This window comes from Candidatus Limousia pullorum (assembly GCF_057405065.1).
The window spans coordinates 334,574-353,758 of sequence record NZ_CM171614.1; the positions used below are offsets into that span (position 1 = coordinate 334,574).

At 41.1% G+C, this 19,185-nt stretch carries 17 protein-coding genes and 1 other RNA gene; 6 read left to right on the forward strand and 12 right to left on the reverse strand.

Annotated features, from left to right (window positions below):
- Nucleotides 1-15: 15 nt before the first annotated feature.
- Complete coding sequence (locus CGICJO_RS01530) at nt 16-1,950, reverse strand: NAD(+) synthase (RefSeq protein WP_486499375.1); 1,935 nt, start codon at nt 1,948-1,950, stop codon at nt 16-18.
- Between the two features lie 260 nt (nt 1,951-2,210).
- Between CGICJO_RS01530 and CGICJO_RS01535 the strand changes: the two genes are divergently transcribed.
- From CGICJO_RS01535 to CGICJO_RS01550, 4 genes are all read left to right on the forward strand, one after another.
- Nucleotides 2,211-2,513 (forward strand): DUF1292 domain-containing protein, encoded by a 303-nt coding sequence (locus tag CGICJO_RS01535; RefSeq protein WP_087377037.1) that lies wholly within the window; start codon nt 2,211-2,213, stop codon nt 2,511-2,513.
- A gap of 47 nt (nt 2,514-2,560) precedes the next feature.
- A non-coding RNA gene (ssrS, locus tag CGICJO_RS01540) (6S RNA) lies at nt 2,561-2,755 on the forward strand.
- A gap of 106 nt (nt 2,756-2,861) precedes the next feature.
- The gene (locus CGICJO_RS01545; RefSeq protein ID WP_486499376.1) at nt 2,862-3,836 is read left to right on the forward strand and encodes an NAD(P)H-dependent glycerol-3-phosphate dehydrogenase; all 975 of its coding nucleotides are present in this window, start codon (nt 2,862-2,864) and stop codon (nt 3,834-3,836) included.
- 122 nt (nt 3,837-3,958) lie between these two features.
- Nucleotides 3,959-4,303: a type II toxin-antitoxin system PemK/MazF family toxin gene (locus CGICJO_RS01550; protein WP_087377066.1), complete on the forward strand. Its 345-nt coding sequence runs from the start codon at nt 3,959-3,961 to the stop codon at nt 4,301-4,303.
- Nucleotides 4,304-4,441: 138 nt separating this feature from the next.
- Here the strand turns inward: CGICJO_RS01550 and CGICJO_RS01555 are convergent, their stop codons facing one another.
- From CGICJO_RS01555 to CGICJO_RS01590, 8 genes are all read right to left on the reverse strand, one after another.
- Nucleotides 4,442-4,603, reverse strand: coding sequence for a hypothetical protein (locus tag CGICJO_RS01555; protein ID WP_158096224.1), 162 nt, complete (start codon nt 4,601-4,603; stop codon nt 4,442-4,444).
- 29 nt (nt 4,604-4,632) lie between these two features.
- On the reverse strand, nt 4,633-5,655 hold the full coding sequence (locus CGICJO_RS01560) for an ABC transporter permease subunit (RefSeq protein WP_087377042.1): 1,023 nt from the start codon (nt 5,653-5,655) through the stop codon (nt 4,633-4,635).
- A 16-nt stretch (nt 5,656-5,671) separates the two neighbouring features.
- A complete protein-coding gene (locus tag CGICJO_RS01565) occupies nt 5,672-7,180 on the reverse strand; it encodes a sugar ABC transporter ATP-binding protein (protein WP_486499377.1) in 1,509 nt (502 codons plus the stop codon).
- A 143-nt stretch (nt 7,181-7,323) separates the two neighbouring features.
- Nucleotides 7,324-8,385 carry a galactose ABC transporter substrate-binding protein gene (locus tag CGICJO_RS01570; RefSeq protein WP_486499378.1) on the reverse strand — a complete coding sequence of 354 codons (1,062 nt, stop codon included), beginning with the start codon at nt 8,383-8,385 and terminating at the stop codon, nt 7,324-7,326.
- A gap of 598 nt (nt 8,386-8,983) precedes the next feature.
- Nucleotides 8,984-10,258 carry a galactokinase gene (locus tag CGICJO_RS01575; protein ID WP_486499379.1) on the reverse strand — a complete coding sequence of 425 codons (1,275 nt, stop codon included), beginning with the start codon at nt 10,256-10,258 and terminating at the stop codon, nt 8,984-8,986.
- A 61-nt stretch (nt 10,259-10,319) separates the two neighbouring features.
- Complete coding sequence (locus CGICJO_RS01580; protein WP_486499380.1) at nt 10,320-10,712, reverse strand: DUF2500 domain-containing protein; 393 nt, start codon at nt 10,710-10,712, stop codon at nt 10,320-10,322.
- A gap of 21 nt (nt 10,713-10,733) precedes the next feature.
- Nucleotides 10,734-11,795 carry an aldose epimerase family protein gene (locus tag CGICJO_RS01585; RefSeq protein ID WP_486499381.1) on the reverse strand — a complete coding sequence of 354 codons (1,062 nt, stop codon included), beginning with the start codon at nt 11,793-11,795 and terminating at the stop codon, nt 10,734-10,736.
- A 164-nt stretch (nt 11,796-11,959) separates the two neighbouring features.
- On the reverse strand, nt 11,960-12,832 hold the full coding sequence (locus CGICJO_RS01590; protein ID WP_486499382.1) for a helix-turn-helix domain-containing protein: 873 nt from the start codon (nt 12,830-12,832) through the stop codon (nt 11,960-11,962).
- A 291-nt stretch (nt 12,833-13,123) separates the two neighbouring features.
- Between CGICJO_RS01590 and CGICJO_RS01595 the strand changes: the two genes are divergently transcribed.
- Nucleotides 13,124-14,617, forward strand: coding sequence for a DUF4874 domain-containing protein (locus tag CGICJO_RS01595; protein ID WP_486499383.1), 1,494 nt, complete (start codon nt 13,124-13,126; stop codon nt 14,615-14,617).
- 18 nt (nt 14,618-14,635) lie between these two features.
- On the forward strand, nt 14,636-16,252 hold the full coding sequence (locus tag CGICJO_RS01600) for a dockerin type I repeat-containing protein (RefSeq protein WP_486499384.1): 1,617 nt from the start codon (nt 14,636-14,638) through the stop codon (nt 16,250-16,252).
- 84 nt (nt 16,253-16,336) lie between these two features.
- Here CGICJO_RS01600 and CGICJO_RS01605 read toward each other — a convergent pair whose 3' ends face one another.
- The 3 genes from CGICJO_RS01605 to prmA form a co-directional block, all read right to left on the reverse strand.
- A complete protein-coding gene (locus tag CGICJO_RS01605; protein ID WP_087378448.1) occupies nt 16,337-17,170 on the reverse strand; it encodes an Mrp/NBP35 family ATP-binding protein in 834 nt (277 codons plus the stop codon).
- 218 nt (nt 17,171-17,388) lie between these two features.
- The gene (locus CGICJO_RS01610; RefSeq protein ID WP_486499385.1) at nt 17,389-18,081 is read right to left on the reverse strand and encodes a hypothetical protein; all 693 of its coding nucleotides are present in this window, start codon (nt 18,079-18,081) and stop codon (nt 17,389-17,391) included.
- 144 nt (nt 18,082-18,225) lie between these two features.
- On the reverse strand, nt 18,226-19,143 hold the full coding sequence (gene prmA / locus CGICJO_RS01615) for a 50S ribosomal protein L11 methyltransferase (RefSeq protein ID WP_486499386.1): 918 nt from the start codon (nt 19,141-19,143) through the stop codon (nt 18,226-18,228).
- Between the last annotated feature and the right edge of the window lie 42 nt (nt 19,144-19,185).

Below are 19,185 nucleotides of genomic sequence, written 5' to 3' on the forward strand. Positions count from 1 at the left end.
AAGCACACGTCCTTTTTAGAGTTTTTCTGCCTCCTCCATCCAGACTGCAAAAGCTGCGTCGCTGGGCATTGTAAAATCTCCCCTCGGGGACAATGAAACTGAACCAATCTTTGGTCCGTCGGTCATACAAGACCTCTTAAACTGCTGAGTGAAAAATCTTCTGATAAATACCTTTAACCATGATTTTATCGTATCGTCGCTGTAAATTCCATCGAAAGCTGTATTTGCAAGATAAAACACCTTTGACGGTGAAAATCCGTAGCGCACAAAGTAATAAAGGAAGAAGTCGTGAAGCTCGTAAGGACCTACAACATCCTCTGTCTTTTGAGCGATTTCTCCATCATCTGACGGAGGCAAAAGCTCAGGACTTACAGGTGTGTCGAGAATATCCTTCAAAACTGCGCCCAGCTCTTCGTCACAATGGTCTGACTCGTACTGTGTCAAAACTCTTATAAGTGTTTTCGGGATATCTGCGTTTACCGCATACATTGACATATGGTCGCCGTTGTAGGTAGCCCATCCCAAAGCAATTTCGGAAAGGTCGCCTGTTCCCACAACTATAGCTCCCCTTGTGTTTGCCAAATCCATAAGCACCTGTGTGCGCTCTCTTGCCTGGCTGTTTTCATAGGTGACATTTCTCATGGCTTCGTCATGTCCTATATCTATAAAGTGCTGGCGCACGGAAGCGGAAATATTTATCTCCTTAAACTCTGTGCCGTAGCACTCCGCAAGCTTCTGGGCGTTGGACTTTGTTCTGCTTGTAGTTCCGAAGCATGGCATTGTCACAGTGAGAATATTTTTTCTGCTTATTCCAAGCATATCGCAGGCTTTGACACAGGCGATAAGTGCCAATGTGCTGTCAAGTCCTCCTGACAGACCGATAACCAGCTTGTCACATTTTATATGCTCCATACGAACCGCAAGGGCAGATGCCTGCATTGTGAGTATCTGGCGGCAGGTTTCGTCCATATTCTCTTCCTTTGGAATAAACGGCAGACGGCTTATCTCTCTTCTTAAAATAATCTCTCTTTCGTCCATTGAGAAATAAACCTTTTTAATTATGCGGTCAACACACACGTCGATGTTGTCGGAGGCTATTGCAAAAACTGCGCTCTTTCTGCGGTCGCTTTCCATTTTTTCCAAGTCAAGGTCGCCGTAAACTGCGCCGTTGGTGCAAAGCTCGCTTTCTGTAACAATTACGCCGTTTTCCGCAATAAGTCTGTGTCCTGCGCACACAATATCCGTTGTGCTCTCTCCCAAGGAAGCGGATGTAAAGATATAGCCGCAGAGCATTCTTCCGCTCTGGGATTTTACAACGGAACGTCTGTAATCAGCCTTTCCGATAATCTCGGCGCAGGCAGATGGGCAAACTGTTATTTTTGCGCCGCCCACAGCCGTAAGATATTCGCTGTTTGGAATAGAAGAAAACAGGGACTCTCCCATATCCACACACACTGAAAACAGGCTGTTTTTCTGATTTTCAAAAACAATATACGGATTTAACGGCACTGACTTGCAGTCTGCATAGTCGATAGTTCCGTCAAGGCCTATACCGTCTGAAAAATATTTTGCCAGGGAAAATTCGTCATGTCTTTTTATTTTTCTTTTCGGAACAGCTCCCACAACCTTGCCTCTGCTGCAAAACAGGGCGCAGTCGTAAAGCTTTCCACCGTATTTTACGGGAACGCCTATAACAAAGGCGGTCATAAGAAACGCCGTTTCCTCCAGCAGCTTTTTAACCGCATTTTCGGCGCTTTCCAAAAGGGTATTGTGGAAAAACAAATCTCCGCAGGTTATGCCGGTAACGCAAAGCTCCGGAAAAACAACAAGAGAAGTTCTGTTGTCCGCTCCCTCAATTATAAGTTCTTTTATTTTTTCAATATTATACTGGCAGTCCGCAGGATGAACCTTAGGAGATGCAGCACTGACTCTTAAAAAACCGTAATTCATACCATCACCCGCAAAAAAAACATGTAATAAATTCCCGAAAAAACTCGGGATATCTCTGTTTATCATTATACTCCACACGTGTTAATTTTACAAGTGATGTAATAAAACATTGTTATTCACAAAACTTTTAAATTTCCTCAAATTTCCATAATACGCATTTTCAATATATTTTACATTTGCAAATTCAAAATATCCGTCAAATTGCTTGACTTTAAATATGAAATGATGTAAAATTAAATCAAAGAAAAGGAGTGATACCAATGAACAATGAATTTTCTGCTGATTTGATCACTTTGATTGACGAAGACAATAACGAGCATACTTTTGAAATTCTCGACACTTTAGAGTACGAAGACAAGGAATATTATGCTCTTTATCCCGTATTCGACGACGCAGAAGAAAGCGTTGAAGACAGCGGCGAATATTATATTATGGAAGTTGTTGAAGAAAACGGCGAAGAGGAATTGGCCGAAGTAGAGGACGACGAGCTTTTGGATAAGCTTGCTGAGATTTTTGAACAGCGTTTTGAAGAGCTTTTTGACGACGACGAAACCGAAGAATAATCCCGTTCTTTTCAGAATATAATATTGTTGTAAACTTAAACTTGCTTAATTCCCTGCTTAATGCGTGAAAGTTGTTAAAATAACCCTACAACTAATAAATAGGGAGCCTAATCTCTTTTGACGGTGTGAAGACCTCCCCGATTTTCGGGACGAAGGAATCCTAAAGCCAAAAGGCGGCACCCACCTGCTTTTCTTTTCGTAGGCAGGTTATCTTAAACAACACACGGTTAAGCGGGGTTACTTTTATGAGATAGATCGGGCAGAGAATACCCGGTCTTTTTTCTTTTATTAAGACTGAAATCTGACGCCCTTGCGTCTTTTAAAATAAAATTAAAGATGGTGAATAATATGAACGTTTCTGTTTTGGGCTGCGGAAGATGGGGAAGCTGCATAGCTTGGTATCTTGATAAAATCGGTCACAATGTTACCTCCTGCGGACTTGCGGACGCCCCGGAATTTATACAGCTTTCTACCGAGAGAAAAAACGATTATCTGTCTTTCCCTCCTTCAATAACCGTAACCTCAGACTTGGGACAGGCTATCTCTACAGCCGAGGTTATAATAATTTCCATTTCCTGTCAGCATCTCCGTTCCTACATGGTGGACATCGCAAAACACGACTTGAAAAATAAAATTATTGTGCTTTGCATGAAAGGAATTGAGGTTTCCACAGGCTGCCGTTTAAGCGAGGTTGTAGGGGATTTTGTAGACGAAAAGGAAACCCCTATCGCCGTTTGGGTAGGCCCGGGACATCCTCAGGATTTTGTAAAGGGAATACCAAACTGCATGGTTATAGACAGCAACAACAAGGATGTAAAAACAAAGCTTGTTGAGGAATTTTCAGGAGACATCATACGTTTTTATATAGGAACAGACCTTATCGGCTCTGAAATAGGAGCCGCCGCCAAAAACGTGGTGGGAATTGCCGCAGGTATTCTGGACGGTCTTAATTTCACCTCACTTAAAGGCGCATTGATGGCGAGAGCTCCATATGAGGTTTCAAGACTTATAAAAGCCGTTGGCGGAAACGAGAAAAGCGCATACGGACTTTGCCATCTTGGAGATTATGAAGCCACACTGTTTTCAAAATGGAGTCACAACAGACAGTTCGGCGAGGACTTTGCCCACGGCAAAAGATTTGAAAAGCTTGCAGAAGGCGTTATGACTTCAAAGGCTCTTTTAAAGATGGGCGAGCGCTACGATGTTGACCTGCCGATTGTAAGAGCTGTAACAAACGTATTGTTTGACGGCAACTCCATAAAAGAAACCCTTGACGCTTTGTTCGCAAGAGAAATCAGAGACGAATTCTGGCAGGCTGACTGATATCATAAAAAAATAAATATCACCCATTTTCATGTTTTTAAATAATATGTAATGTCACGGTATAAAAGAAAAATCCCATGGCAAAAATATTATTGAAAACAAAAACATGGAGCGTGAACAATGTGAACATACGACGTGGTGATATATATTATGCAGATTTAAGTCCGGTGGTGGGCTCGGAACAAGGGGGTATACGACCTGTTCTGATTGTGCAAAACGATGTGGGAAACAAGTTCAGCCCCACCGTAATTGCCGCCGCCATTACAAGCCAGCAGTCAAAAGCCAATCTGCCCACACACATAGCCATTGACACAACGGGAAGCGGTCTTGCAAAGGACAGCGTTGTGCTTTTGGAGCAGATAAGAACCATAGACAAAAAACGACTTCGTGAAAAAATGGGCAGCGTTGACAACGGCTACATGGATAAGATAAACAAGGCTATTTCCATTTCTTTCGGATTGCTTTAAAATAACTTTTTATAAAAAGGACAAACCCTAAAAAATATTACAGGAGAGCGCACATTGTACGCTCTCCTGTTTTTAGGTTTATGGCAAATGAATAATAAAGAAAAATATGTAGTCAGTCATGAAATATCTTTTTAGACATTATCTGGTCAGGTAACCGAAAACCAGCACTCCCACAATAGCAATAATACAAATGGCGATTATTATATCTATCTGTTTAAGGGTAAAAGGCAGTTTTTCGTAAAAATTTTCTTTGCTTTGAGTGAATGCGCTTTTTGGTTTCTGGTCTTTTTTCTCTTCCATTTTCAATCTCCTTTCCCTTTATACAGAAATTATTTCTTAGCCAAATACTTACGGATATCCAAGGATACTGCCAATACGATAACAAGACCCTGAACAATGTAGTTGTAGTATGGGTTAACGTTCATGAACTGGAGGCAAATCTTGAGGATTTCAAATACCAGAACACCGATGAGAACGCCGCCTACTCTACCGATACCACCTGTTGTGGATACGCCGCCGATTGTACATCCTGCGATAGCCTCAAGCTCGTAGCCCATACCAAGGCTGGAAGCTGCGCCGCCGGACTTACCTGCAAGAAGGAATCCTGCAACGCCATACATAACGCCTGCTACTGTGTAAATGAGTATCTTTGAACGAACTGTGTTAACACCGGAAACCTCTGCTGCGTTTTCGTTTCCGCCGATAGCGTACATATTCTTTCCGTATGTGGTTTTATTGTAGAGAACCCAGAAAACAACGCCAAAAATTACAGCGATTATCATAAGGTAAGGCAATACCTTTTCACCGTTAATGTTAAACAAAGCGCCGCTTGTAAACTTTGTATAGCTTTCCTGGAAACCACCGATAGGTGTTGCGTTTGTAAAGATAAGTGTAGTACCGTAGATAGCTGTCTGTGTACCCAAAGTTGCGATAAATGGAGGAACTTTAAGGATACTGATGATAAGTCCGTTGATAAGACCGATAACACCTGTAATAGCTACAACTATAAGGAATGCAATAAACATATTCATCTGAGGCATTCCCGGGAACATACGGCCTACATAGTCTATATCCTGCATCAAAACACCGCCTACACAGGCTGCAAGACCTGCGGCACGTCCGGCTGAAAGGTCGGTACCTTTTGTAATCAAACATCCTGAAACACCGAGAGCAATCAAAAATCTGATTGATGTGTTCATAGCCAGGTTGTTGAAGTTACCCATTGTGAAAAAGTTGTTTGTTGTAAAACCAACAATTAAAGCCATTATGATAAGCAATTCAATAATAGCATTATTCAGCAGAAATCTTCCCACTGATTTCGGGGTTATTTTTGTGCTTTTTATTTTACCCATTTTCGGTTAATCCTCCTTATGCAAACTGTGTGGCAAGTTCCATAATATTTTCCTGTGTTGCGTCCTTGCCATCGATGAATCCGGTGATACGTCCGTCACACATAACCATTACTCTGTCCGCCATTCCGATAAGCTCGCTCATTTCTGAGGAAATAAGGATAATAGCTTTTCCCTCTTTTGCAAGCTCGGAAATAATGCAGTAAATTTCGTATTTTGCGCCTACGTCAATACCACGGGTAGGCTCGTCCAGAATCAAAACATCCGGATTATTGGCAAGCCATCTGCCTATGAGAACCTTCTGCTGGTTACCGCCGGACAAAGACTGAATAAGCGTTTTACTTGACGGCGCTTTAATGTTCATCTTTTTAACGTTGTCCTGAACAAGATTCTCTATTTTTCTATTGTTGATAAGAAAACCGAAGTCTCTGTACTTTTTCAGTGAAGCTATGGAAATATTATCAGCTATTGAGAGAACTCCCATAATACCGGTGGCTCTTCTGTCCTCGGTAAGCATCGCAATTCCCTGGTCGATAGCGTCCTTAGGACGTCTTATTTTCAGCTCTTTGCCCTTGTAGTAAATCTTTCCTTTGCTGTGGCTTCTGATACCGAAAATACCCTCCATAAGCTCTGTTCTCTGTGCGCCTACAAGTCCGCCAACGCAGAGAATTTCGCCTGCTCTAAGCTCGAAATTGATATCTCTAAAGCTCTTGGGATTTATGGATGTAAAATCTTCTACCTTGAATACAACCTCGCCCGGCTGATTTATCTTAGGCGGGAAAAGGTTTGTAAGCTCACGACCAACCATCTTTGTAATAATCATATCGGTTGTAAGCTCTTTTGCGTCCCATGTTCCGATGTACTGACCGTCACGCATGATTGTAACTTCGTCTGAAATTCTAAGAATTTCGTCCATCTTATGGCTTATATATACAATGGAAACGCCCTCTGCCTTTAAGTCCTCTATAATTCTGAAAAGAGCTTCAACCTCTTTTGCGGTAAGTGAAGAGGTAGGCTCGTCCAAAATCAAAACCTTACAGTTTGCGGAAACCGCCTTTGCGATTTCAACTGACTGCATCTGAGAAACGCTCAATGTACCAACATGCTGCTTTGGGTCAAAGTCCATTCTAACTTTTTTCAAAAGCTTCTCGGTATCACTGTACATCTTTTTATGGTCAACAAATAATCCACCGAATTTTTTTGGATAGCGTCCCAAGAATATATTTTCACCGACGCTTCTTGCCGGTATAGGCTGCAATTCCTGATGCACCATTGCTATGCCCTTGTGAAGAGCATCCAGCGGGTCTTTTATTTTTACAGGCTTTCCCTCGTAAAAAATTTCTCCCTCGTCCATCTTATATATACCGAACATACATTTCATAAGAGTGGACTTTCCTGCGCCGTTTTCACCCATAAGCGCATGAACCGTACCGGGTCTGAGTCTAAGCTGGGCATGATCAAGAGCCTTAACGCCGGGAAATGTTTTAACAACGCCTCTCATTTCCAGACGATACTGTGTATCTGCCATGCTGTTTTTCCTCCTGTTCTCAAAAAATATTGCAGGTGACCTTCATTCAGACAATGAAGCTCACCTGCAAATTAAACTCAATATTATTTAAAATTTAATCGGCTTTAATAAGCTCCCTGCACACAATGCAAGTGACTCAATAATTATGCTGCTGCCTCTGTTGTTTCATCAGCCTCTGTCTCTTCTTCGGTTGCAGAATCACTTGATGTAACCTTCTCATAGTCGATCCAGTAGTAATCCTCGATAGCCTCGCCGTTAACAGCCTTGATAGCAACGTCAACAGCTGTGTGTGACTGGTCGATGTGGTTGTTACGAACTGTACCTGTCAATTCGCCCTTATTGAGAAGATCCATAGCCTGGTCGATAGCGTCAACGCCTACGAGATAGATGTCCTCACCAACTGTACGGCCTGCCTGCTTGATAGCTGCTGATGCGCCAACTGCCATACCGTCGTTGTTGCAGAAGATAACGTCAACCTTGTCGCCGAACTGTGCAAGTCCGTTAGCAGCAATCTGCTGGCCTTGGTCTGTTGCCCAGTTACCGATCTGGTTCATAAGCTCTTCAACTTCGATACCTGCGTCTGTGAGAGCCTTGATTGAATACTCTGTACGGAACTGTGCGTCGGAGTTCTCAGGGTCGCCCTGAATCATGATATAACGAACAACGCCGTCGCCGTCTGCGTCACCCTTGTTTGGAAGGTCACGGATGATTTCGCCCTGATATGTACCGGACTGCTTTGCATCTGCGCCAACATAGCAAACCTTGTCGCTGCTTGTGATAACGCTTCCGTCAGGCTCACGGTTGATGATTACAACAGGAATGTTTGCCTCTACGCACTTGTCAACAAGAACCTTTGCGGAAGATGTCTGAACAGGATTGAGAATAATTGCGTCCATACCCTGTGTGATGAAGCTGTTGATCTGCTCTGTCTGAGTAGCCATGTCGTTTTTGCCGTCTACCAATGTGAGCTTGTATTCAACATCTGTTGAAGACTCGTTGAGAGATTTTACATAGTTTTCCATCTCTGTGCGGTAAAGAGTCATGAAGTTGTCGTCATACTGATAAATAGCAGCGCCTATGTTTACAACCTTCTTGTCGCCGCCGTCTGTAGCTTCGTCTGTAGCTTCATTTCCGCCGCAAGCTGCCAAAGATGCCATCATAAAGATTGTGAGCATCAGTGCAATAATTTTTTTCATTTTCTTCATTTGTGTTTTCTCCTTTTCTTAAATAAAAAATTACCATTTAGGATTTTTGTCATTGTGAAAGTCAAACTAAAGAGCAAAAAGTGAGTTTTTAACGTAAAATCTACCGCTTATTTTACTTAAAAACCACTTTTTACACGTTTTTTTCACAAATTTTTCATCTATATTTTATCAAAACGAAAATTCCATGTCAACATAATATATATAAATTTTACACACACTAAAAAATTTTATCTATTATTTACTGTGAAATCGTTTTTTTTCAAGTTTTCTATAGTAATTCTTCCAACAAGTTTCGTCAATATACACAAAACAGCACCGTGTTACATTTTACATTATGCATAAAGGTTAAATATTCAATTTTTTTGCTCTACCGCCGCTTTTTACCCTATGTCATAGCTTTTTTACGATTATTCTTATTATAAAATAAAGATACTGTTATAATTTTCCGAAGCTTTATACCTGTGTATCAGCCCATCGATACACCTTTTATATTCAAAAATTGTTCACTGAAATTAATGCACATATAAAAAACCGCAAACAACCAATATCGCTGTCTGCGGTTAAAAACACTATCTTATGTATATGTTTGCTGTATGTATCACATTATATGGAATCCAACAGGTCTTATAAAGAGCACATGACATGAATCCTCGCCGAGAACGGACTCTATTCCTGTTTTAAATCTGTCCAAAATATCGTATGGAACAAAAGCCTGAACAGTGCCTGCAAAACCGCCTCCGTGAATTCTGTATGCTCCTCTGCCCTCAAGGAAGTTGTCGCAGAGCATCAATGACAGTGCCACGTCCTGGTGTTCTTTGTAGCCTGCCGGAATAACATTCTGCAAATACATCCATGAGGATCTGCCGGATTCCTTAACAAGACGGAGGAAAGTGTCAAAGTCATTGTTTTTCAGAGCTTCAGCCTGCATTGGAACTCTTTCGTCATCATTATAGAAATGCACGGCACGGAGTACAGCTCTGTCGCCTGCAATGCTGCGAAGCTTTACTATATTGGACATAACGTCCTCTTTTGGAATATCTCTCAAAACCTCTTTGCCGAAATAATTGCTGATTTTTTTCAGCTCAACCGGGATTGCCGCATACTCGTCTGTAAGGTCGGCGTGGTCTGCTCCTGTGTCGATAATGCAGAGAGCATATCCCGATTTTGAAAAATCAAAGTCAACTTTTGTTATCTGAGGATTTTTAGGGTCATTAAAATCCATTTCAACCATATTTCCGGCGGCAGAGGCTGTCTGGTCAAGAAGTCCGCAGGGCTTTCCGAAATAAACGCTCTCTGCGTACTGGCTTATCTGGGCAATCTCAACAGGGGATGCTTTGTCCTCGTTGAAAAGATGATTTAAAAATGAAGCTATCAAAACCTCGTAAGCGGCAGATGATGAAAGTCCGCTGCCCTTGAGAACATTGGAAACTGTGTAAACGTCAACGCCTTTGATATCACAGCCCTTTTCGCTGAACTTCTTCAAAACACCACGGATAAGAGAAGCTGACTTGTTTATCTCATCCTGATGTATCTCCAAATCGTTTATATCTATTGAATCTTCATTGTAGCCCTTTGATTTAACTCTAACCTTATCTGTGCCGTTGAGAGCAACTGCTGCGATTATGTCAAGATTTACACTTCCGGCAAGACATCTTCCGTGCTGGTGGTCTGTGTGGTTTCCGCCGATTTCTGTACGTCCAGGAGCAGAGCAAAGCATAACCTCTCTCTGGTCAGCGCCGAAATACTCTTCAAATCCCTCAAGAACCTCTATGTAACGGCTCTTGTTCTCCTCTGTTTCATTGTAAAGCTTTTTAAGCTCTGCATCCATTTTGCCGCAGGAAAAATCTTCTTTCCATTGATTTATAGTTTTCATATTGCACCTCGTTATTATATATTATCATTCGCCGAATCTTTTCCGGCAAAACAAAATTTAATCACTGTCTTTTAAAATCTATACACCTGGTTCCCTGGAAGGTAAGCTGTCCGTAATCTCCCTCAGCCATCATTCCGTATTGGAAAGCGTTTACAGGAAATTCCATTCTGTCGCCGCTGTCAAACCGGAATGTTACATAATACCATGTTGAGCTGGGCGTATACATTGTACCTCCCATACGTGTACGGTGACGGTTGGTGATATCCATTCTTTTACCCACAATCCGTGCGTTTACGGTAAGTCTTGGGGAATGGTTGTTTTTATTCCACTGACCTACGTTTCGGACTATTATATAAACAAATATGCCTATAACTACAAGAAAAATCAGAATAAACACCACAAGAAACACCCAGAAAAAGGGTGATGTATCGTCAAACTCGTATCTAAATCCCATATTATAACCTCATAAAATTTATTATACTACAGAAAACTTGTATATTGTAGTCTGACTGTATATTTCACCTTTTCTCAATATCGGCGACGGGAAATTACTGTGGTTTACGGCGTCGGGGAAATTCTGGGTTTCCAAAGCCACGCCGTCGTTTTCTCTGTAGATTTTTCCCTCTTTTCCCTTTCTCTCTGTGAGAAAGTTCGCCGTATACATCTGCATACCCGGCTGTGTTGTATAAACATCCATAGCAATAGAGGTTTCTTCACCTATAAGGCGTGCCGCTTTTTGAAGAGCTACAATTTGGTAAGGTTTTTCATAATATCCTGAAAGCACAAAATTGTGGTCATAGCCGTTGGCTATTTTAAGCTGGCGGTCATCCATATTTATATCCTGTTTCAAAGCCTTTGGCTCTGTAAAATCAAAAGCTTTGTTTTCTTTTACAGGAAGAATTTTGCCTGTAGGAATAAGATTTTCGTTGATTTCCGTTATTCCGTCTGCAAAAATCTGAACTTTTTGCTCCAAAGCCTTTCCGCTTCCCTGGCCGTTTAAATCAAAATAGGCATGGTTTGTAAAATTTACAATGGTATCCTCTGAGGAAACAGCACGGCTGTTAAATATCAACTGGTTATCATCTGTAAAGGTATATTCCACCGTTATTTTCATTTCTCCCGGGTAGCCCTCTTCTCCATCCTTGGAAACAGCGGTAAATTTAACGGTATTTTCCTTTATTTCAAAGTCATACACCTTACTGCTGAACCCGTTTACTCCTCCGTGGAGATGATTTACGCCGTTATTTGCTGCAAGCTTATAGGTGACTCCGTTAAGACTGAAAACACCGTTTGCAATTCTGTTTGCACATCTTCCAACGAACATGCCCAAATATCCGTCGTTTTCCCTGTATTCTTCAAGAGTGTCATAACCAAGACATACATCTGTTAAAACACCGTTTTTATCCGGAACGCAGATTGAGACTATTGTACAGCCATAGTTTGTAATTGTGACAAAAGCGCCGGATTTATTGGTTATTTTGAGCAAATAAACCTTATTTTCATTGTCTATTTTACCAAAATCAAATATTTCAGTCAAAATATCACCCCATTTATTCATACATTAAATATCGCTTAACACGCACTAAGTATACCACGAGGTAAACCTAATTACAATACAAAGGAAAATTTTCTACTATTTTAATAAAAATCTAACGAAAAATTTTACTAAAAAACAGACAGTATTTTTACTGCCTGTTTTTATTATACCTGACGACTGTTAAGATTCTTAAATTCTCTGGGCGCTACCCCTGCGTATTTCTTAAAAACAGCGGAAAAATACTGCACAGAACCAAAGTTAAGCCGATACGCAATATCCGTAAGGCTTTCATCGCTATCGTATATATATTCAATAGCCTTCTTTATTTTCGTGATATTTATATATTCATTGACCGTTACATTTATATGCTTTTTAAATATTTCCGTGAGATATCTTTTGCTTACATTGCAGTTTTTCGCCACATCAGACAAGGAAATTTTCGCTTCAATATTGTTATTTATATATTCAACCGCCGCAGCTGTAATGGGATGGTCAACCTTTAAAACAGAATTAAAGGAATTTTGGATGTCCCTTGAAAGAAGCAGTATCAGCTCGTAAATATAGAGGTTTGCCAAAGCTATATTATTTATCTGCTTGTCCTCGTTTATCTCGTAAACAATTCTTTTAACACAGGAAAAAATCTCGTGGCTGTACTTTGCTTTCATATACGCCTTGGATTCTGTAGCCATATAGAATAAAAATTTTACCTGCTTGTAGGTTTTTGGGTCCATATTTAAAAAGCTTTCGCTTCTGAAATGCATCTGGAGGAAGTTTGCGGTTTTGTCGTGCTTAACTCTAAAGGAATGTATGCAGTTTGGAAAAAGAACCATAAATTCATTTTCATGAACTGTCACAACCTCGCCGTTTACTATAATGTCACATTCCCCTTTAAGCATAAGGCACAGCTCCACATTTTGATGACAGTGTGGGCCAAAGAAAAAATCCGACTCCAAAAATCTTATCAATGCGTTGTGTATTATATTTTTTTTGTCGTTACTGCTGAGCAGTGCCTCCATTATTACATCCTTTTCCTGCATACAGACACCTTCTTTATAAATATTGGCAATTCCATATAAAATAACTTTGTGCTTTATTTTTTAAATTATAACGGTTTTTCGTTCTATATTTTATAAGTTATTTTATTTTTCTATTATCTCATTCTATAATTTACAGTATACTTTTATCATAAACACGGGAAATAATCAATAGGTAAGCGAAATCTCTGCCATATTTTATAACTGACCTTACATTTACACCGTATTGTATAAGTTTTTTCATCACTTAAATGATAATATATAGATAACAACTAAAAGAAAGGACGGTAAACAATGAAAACTAAAGTATCTAAAATTCTTGCCGCCGCTGTAGCCCTTGTACTGACCGCAAGCATATCCATTGCCGGCATACAAGCTGCCTATAAGAGCAAGATACCGGACAGCAAAACCTACGAGTTCTCCACCGAGGGACTCACCGGCGATAAAACCACCGAATTGATGTCCGCAAACCCTGACAGAGGACTTCGCATGGAGGTATATCTGGACGTTGCCACAGGAATGAGCCTTTTTGAATATGCGGATGTGGACGCATTCCAGCAGCTTCAGGACGAAATCGACAAGTACAAGTCCGACAATCCAACCCTTGTGCAGGTTTATTTCTACCTTACAGGCTACAAGGACAAGGAGCTTGACCAAACCGCTTTTGACAACATGAACAGATATTTCGACATGCTGGAAGAAAACAATCTCAAGGCGGTTTTGAGATTTGCCTACATTTCCGACGACACAAACCCGCTTTCCCAGGAACCAGAGGACGACATGGTTGTAAGACACTGGGAACAGCTTGCACCATTTATAGAAGAAAGACGTGACCAGATTTCCGTATTGCAGGCAGGCTGTGTAGGAGCCTGGGGAGAATGGGACTCAGGCGCAATGTCAAGAGTTGACTACAAAAAAATCCTTGACGCCATTATGGACAACACTCCCGACGACTTATATGTACAGGTGAGATACAGCTATATAAAGACAGATAATTTCAGCAAAGACGACCCTGACTATGACAGAATAGGTTTCCACGACGACTTCCTTATTGGAAATCTTCACGGCTGGAACACAGCAGGCAGTGACCCTCAGTCAGACAGATATCAGCAGATGTCAGAGGAAAGCTGTTATGTTCCCGTTGACGGAGAGATGATTTGGGGCAGCGCCAACGATTATTACAAAGGTGAAATCGGCGGAGATTACATAAGCTCCATAAAAATGGCAAAGAGAATGGCAGAGCATCATTTTACATCCTTGAGCCTTACCCACAACTACAAGGAAAAAGACGGATACTACTCAATGGAGTACTGGAAAACAGAGTATATCAACCAAAATATCCTTGACGAAAACGGACTTCTCTACGATGAAAGCTGGTTCCTTGATGAAAACGGAAACAATCTCCCGAGAACCATGTTTGATTATATAAAGGATTATTTGGGCTATTATCTGAAAGCCGAAAAAGCTTCAGCGGTTGTAAACGGCGACACTGTTACCGCCACTGTAGCATTAAAGAATTACGGTTTTGCCGCACCTCTTACACTTGATAAAATCGAGCTTGTGCTTCTGGACGCAGACGGAAACCCGGTAAGCAGCAGTGAGTTTTGCAGTCTTGAAGAGCTTCAGTCAGGCTCAACCGTTGAAAAGACAATAGAGCTTCAGCGTCCGGAAAACGGCAGAGGCTACAGACTTGCTTTGAGACTCTCTTCAAGAAACGGCGATACAGCAAGACTTGCCAACAACATAGAATACACCGACGGATACAACATCCTTGGCGACTTGATATAATGAAGGGAGATTGTACAAATGAAAGCTTTTAAAACTTCCAAAAGGGTTTTATCATCATTGATAGCCATAATGCTTTTGGTTATGTCCTGTCAAAGCTTTTTGGCGGCAGACGGAGATGAGAAAAAACCTCTTAACATCCCTGAAATAACCCTTGAAAATCTTCAGGTAAGAGGAGGAAGCACAACCTATCTTGTGGACAATCCGCCCCACAGCGAAACAGCTCCGACCATGAGAGATTTTGACTTCGGTCCCGGAAGCGACAACATGCAGGACGCATACATCGTATACAACTACGGCAACGAGGTTATGATAGAGTCATTGACACTTGTAGGCTGGTGGCCAAAAGACCAGGCAGTAAAAAATATCAGCCTTGAGTATTTCAAGGACGGTCAGTGGGTAACTGCACAGGAAAATATTGAAGTACCATGGCAAACCTCAGGCGGAACAGAAGAAGAGGTTGAAATCACTCTCACCGAACCTGTTACCACCATGAAATTCAGAGTAAAAATCAACAGCGCATATCATTCATGGTCAGATAAAATCTGTATGCACCTTATGCGTCCAAACGGATACATAGTTACAGAATTTAAGCCACTTACAGACGCAATAGCTCAGGCGGAAAAGCTTGTATCACAGGTTCTCATAGGCGATAAGGGCGGAGAATTTTCTCAGGACGCAGTTGACAGCCTTAATGCTGTTACAAATGAGATAAAGGAAAAGCTTGACGCAGGACTTGTAACAGCAGATGACATTCCTGTACTGATTGAGCAGATAGAAACTGCAATAGAGGAATTTACCTCCTCACAAAACCCAATGGAGAACGCACCTGCCGCAGAAGCCGAAAATCTCACAGTATCTTTGGGAAACACAGCATATCTTACAGACAGACAGATTTCAACAGGAATGACCGTTTCCTTTACAGACAGTGAAAATCCTGCTTATCTGACACTTGATTTTTCCGGAAGAAATCTCAACGCTACAGGACTTACACTCCTTGCCTCCTCATCAGATAAATTCACTTTAAATATGAGTGCGGAAGCTGAAATCGACGGAGTATGGACAGAAATCGCCGCAGCTACAGATTTTAACTACCGCTGTGACGTACAGGGAACAGAGGGACACAAAATTACCTTTGACTCCTGCACAGCTTCAAAATTCAGAATTAAAATCAACAGTTCTACAGCTGAAAGCTTTACAGTTTATGAAATCCTCTGGGACGGACTTTATGACACAGACACCTCTGCAATGGATGATCTTATAAATAAGGCAAATTCAATAATTAAAAATCCTGCCTCCTCCGATTACCCAGACCTTTTGGATATTCTGAAAATTGTTCTTTCACCTGCTGAAAATCAGGAAACTTCAATTCTTGCAAATCAGGGAAAAATTGATACAATTACCCAGCTCCTTTCAGAAGCAATTTCCGCTTTTGACGGACTTGCTCAGTATGAAAAGGGAGATGTAAACCACAGCGGTTCCCTTGAAATTGAGGACGTTACACTTATACAAAAGCACATTGTGGAATTATTGCAGGAAACAGATTTCTTTGATGAGTACCTTGCAGACGTTGACAATGATGGAGTAATATCAATCAAGGACGCAACCTCAATTCAGATTGCAATTTCCAGCAAGTGATAAAACAGCAAACCATATTTTCTTCATAAATCTTCTTTTTTAACATTAAAAGCCGGCATCTTAAATGATGCCGGCTTAGCTGTTTTATTTATTAAGTTTATTCTCGATAATATCCGCTGCTTCTTCCAAAAGATTTCCCGGATAAAGCTCTACTGTACCTGTATCGGCGCATTTTGCCATATCAGGGTCAATAGGAAGCTTTGCCAAAACGTCTGTGCCGTATTCCTTGGCAATCTCGTCAATGTGGCTTTCGCCGAAAATGCTGTACTTCTTGCCGCAGTCAGGGCACATGAAATAGCTGTAGTTTTCAACGATACCCAAAATCGGCACGTTCATCATTTCTGCCATCTTAACAGCCTTTCCAACAATCATGGAAACCAAATCCTGCGGTGATGTAACAACGATAATTCCGTCAACAGGCAGGCTCTGGAAAACTGTAAGTGGAACATCGCCTGTTCCTGGAGGCATATCAACAAACATGTAGTCAACATCCTTCCAGATAACGTCTTTCCAGAACTGCTTTACTGTATTTGCAATAACAGGACCTCTCCAGATAACCGGGTCTGTTTCGTTTTCAAGCAAAAGGTTTACTGACATAACGTCGATACCTGTCTTTGATGTTCTTGGAATTATACCGAACTCGTTTCCAAGGCACTTGCCTTTAATACCAAAAGCCTTTGGAATTGACGGGCCTGTTACGTCTGCGTCCAAAACCGCTGTTTTAAAACCTCTTCTGTTAAATGTAACAGCCATCATGGAAGTAACCATGCTTTTGCCTACTCCGCCCTTACCTGAAACAACCGCAATTACCTTTTTAACGGAACTGAGGTCGTTAAGCTTTTCAATAAGGCTTTCGGGGCTGTTTGTCTTTCCGCTGCAATTCTCTCCGCAGCTTGAGCAATCGTGAGTACAACCCATTTTTAATCCCTCCGAATTTTTTTACTTTTCTTTATTATACCCTATAATACACACATAATCAAATTTCCAAAACGGGAAAATAAAAACCATACGGGCAATTCGCTCCCTATGGTTTTATTTTCTCTTAATTAAGTTTTAGAGAAATTAAATTACCAGTCGTATTGCCACTCTAACAATAATACACCAATAATTTAAAATATCAAGCACACAGGAGAATTTTAGTCAACTTTTTCTGACTTTTCATCCTCTGCTTCATCGCTGTCCTCAGAGCTTTCCTCTTTTTCAGCTTCTTCGCCGTAATAGAAAGCTGCTTCTTCCGCATTGTTCTCTGCGTCCAGCATATCCTGCTCGCCGAGGATTTCCTGTTCTTCTTCCGGAAAATATTCTGTATTTTCCAAGTCAGCCATCTCTTCTTCGCTTGCCTGAGCTTCCTCTGTTTCCTCAGTGCTATCCTCAGAAGCTGTCTTATCCTCCAGAAGTGCTACAGCATTTTCTTCTTCCTGCTGCTCTTCCTCTTCCGGAGCGATTTCATATCCGCTGACAAAAGTATAAGGCAAACCATAACCGAAAGCCACAGCAGCCACAGTCATAATCAGGGCATTTTCAGCAATAGCGCTTCCGAAAGGCATTGCCGGAATAAGATAAGCCAAAATTATGTAGAATGTTGGAAGAACAAGAAATACAAGGGTCATTGGACTGAAACGCAAAACCTGTTTGCCCTCTCCCACTCTTGTGGCATAGAAAAGAATCACACCGAAAACGGAATAAATCAAAACATTTATAATTCCGCTCATATTTGGATTCATTGTAGATGCCAGCTGAGAAAAGAAAAATGAACAAATAACATAAGCGGTTACAAGAAACGCTGAAAAGAACAGGTTTATAGTATCTCTTTTGTTGTTTTTCTTCACTTTTGAAACCTCCGACCGTTTTATAATTTCTTCAACAACGTATATATTATTATATCAATGTGATAAGTGTTTGACAAAATTATAATGATGTACAAAAATAACAGTTCGTTTACATATAAACCACTTTTATTTTCTTAAAAACTATCATTTTGCATTTGCCACAAGGCATACCCAGCCGTTGTCTGCGATTTCCTCAACGATTTCAAAATCATTTTTAATTGCATTTACCACATCGTCACGTCTTGTGTCGATTATACCGCTCATAATATAAACTGTGTTTTCATCCATAAAGTTTTTAACCCCTGATGAAAGCATGATAATGGCGTCAGCCACAATATTTGCGGCGATGACGTCGTATTTTCCGCTTACCTTATCTGTAAGGTTTCCGCACACAACATTAAATCTGTCGGCAACTCCGTTGATTTCTGCATTTTCTTCTGCTGTCTTTACTGCCATCTGGTCGATATCTACACCGAGAGCCTCTTTAGCTCCCAAAAGCAGACCTGCAATAGCCAGAATACCGCTTCCGCAGCCAACGTCAAGCATTTTTTCTCCGCCGTGGATATATTTTTCCAAGGTTTCAAGGCAGAGTCTTGTTGTTTCGTGGTTGCCTGTACCGAAAGCAAGACCCGGGTCAATATTCAAAACAATTCTTTCGCCTGCATCGTAGTTATCTCTCCATGTAGGACGGATAAGCAGCTTCTCTCCTATTGGTGTTGGGTGGAAATACTGTCTCCAGTTATTGAGCCAGTCCTCTTCCTCACAGCCATTTGTTTCGATTTTATGGTCGATACCCTCTGCTGTATATCTTTCGCTGAGAAAAGCAATAGCCTCTGCGGGATTTTCCTCTGGGCTTATATAAACGTGGATAATTGCACGGCTTCTGTCCTTTTGCAGAAGCTCCTCATCAATCAAATCAATATGCGCAATCTCCTGAACCTGCTCCTCGAGTCCTGTGTAGTCCTCAATATAAATTCCGTAAGGTACAACCATCTGGGCAATATCTCCAGCCTTATCCGCATCCTGGGGCAAAACTGAAATATTTATCTCTGTCCACTCCATGCCTCTCTTCCTTTCTGTCTGTTTTAACGATTTTATTATATA

What these genes read in the sequence shown, in the direction of transcription:
- CGICJO_RS01545 (WP_486499376.1), top strand. Translation starts at nt 2,862, where the DNA reads ATGAACGTTTCTGTTTTGGGCTGCGGAAGATGGGGAAGCTGCATAGCT.
- CGICJO_RS01565 (WP_486499377.1), bottom strand. Translation starts at nt 7,180, where the DNA reads ATGGCAGATACACAGTATCGTCTGGAAATGAGAGGCGTTGTTAAAACA.
- CGICJO_RS01560 (WP_087377042.1), bottom strand. Translation starts at nt 5,655, where the DNA reads ATGGGTAAAATAAAAAGCACAAAAATAACCCCGAAATCAGTGGGAAGA.
- CGICJO_RS01595 (WP_486499383.1), top strand. Translation starts at nt 13,124, where the DNA reads ATGAAAACTAAAGTATCTAAAATTCTTGCCGCCGCTGTAGCCCTTGTA.
- CGICJO_RS01570 (WP_486499378.1), bottom strand. Translation starts at nt 8,385, where the DNA reads ATGAAGAAAATGAAAAAAATTATTGCACTGATGCTCACAATCTTTATG.
- CGICJO_RS01555 (WP_158096224.1), bottom strand. Translation starts at nt 4,603, where the DNA reads ATGGAAGAGAAAAAAGACCAGAAACCAAAAAGCGCATTCACTCAAAGC.
- CGICJO_RS01530 (WP_486499375.1), bottom strand. Translation starts at nt 1,950, where the DNA reads ATGAATTACGGTTTTTTAAGAGTCAGTGCTGCATCTCCTAAGGTTCAT.
- CGICJO_RS01575 (WP_486499379.1), bottom strand. Translation starts at nt 10,258, where the DNA reads ATGAAAACTATAAATCAATGGAAAGAAGATTTTTCCTGCGGCAAAATG.
- CGICJO_RS01535 (WP_087377037.1), top strand. Translation starts at nt 2,211, where the DNA reads ATGAACAATGAATTTTCTGCTGATTTGATCACTTTGATTGACGAAGAC.
- prmA (WP_486499386.1), bottom strand. Translation starts at nt 19,143, where the DNA reads ATGGAGTGGACAGAGATAAATATTTCAGTTTTGCCCCAGGATGCGGAT.
- CGICJO_RS01580 (WP_486499380.1), bottom strand. Translation starts at nt 10,712, where the DNA reads ATGGGATTTAGATACGAGTTTGACGATACATCACCCTTTTTCTGGGTG.
- CGICJO_RS01590 (WP_486499382.1), bottom strand. Translation starts at nt 12,832, where the DNA reads ATGCAGGAAAAGGATGTAATAATGGAGGCACTGCTCAGCAGTAACGAC.
- CGICJO_RS01600 (WP_486499384.1), top strand. Translation starts at nt 14,636, where the DNA reads ATGAAAGCTTTTAAAACTTCCAAAAGGGTTTTATCATCATTGATAGCC.
- CGICJO_RS01605 (WP_087378448.1), bottom strand. Translation starts at nt 17,170, where the DNA reads ATGGGTTGTACTCACGATTGCTCAAGCTGCGGAGAGAATTGCAGCGGA.